This window comes from Methylobacterium sp. D48H (assembly GCF_053345715.1).
Window position 1 is genome coordinate 1 of sequence record NZ_JBKFAP010000177.1, and the last position, 296, is coordinate 296.

Below are 296 nucleotides of genomic sequence, written 5' to 3' on the forward strand. Positions count from 1 at the left end.
ATGCGGCCGACCGCGAACACGGCGCGGTCGAAGTCGACGTTGGCCAGCGGCGAGTTCTCCATGGCGCGGGCGAGCTTGAACACCTGCGCGCCGACGTTGCGGCAGGCCTTCATCACGGCGGTGCCCGAGGAGGGGGCCGTCCACGAGCCGCCGGCGACCGGGGCCTCCGGAAGGCGGGTGTCGCCGAGCTTGGTGGTGATCGCGTCCATCGGCAGGCCCAGCGTGTCGGCCGCGATCTGCGCCAGGAACGTGTAGGTGCCGGTGCCGATGTCGCCGGTGGAGTTGCCGACCGTCAG

The 296-nt window shown here is 72.0% G+C and carries 1 protein-coding gene; it reads right to left on the reverse strand.

All coding sequences use genetic code 11. The features are described from left to right. Positions 1-296, reverse strand: a 296-nt coding sequence (locus ACLBX8_RS32025) for a molybdopterin cofactor-binding domain-containing protein (protein WP_447716453.1), incomplete at both ends; no start/stop codon positions are given.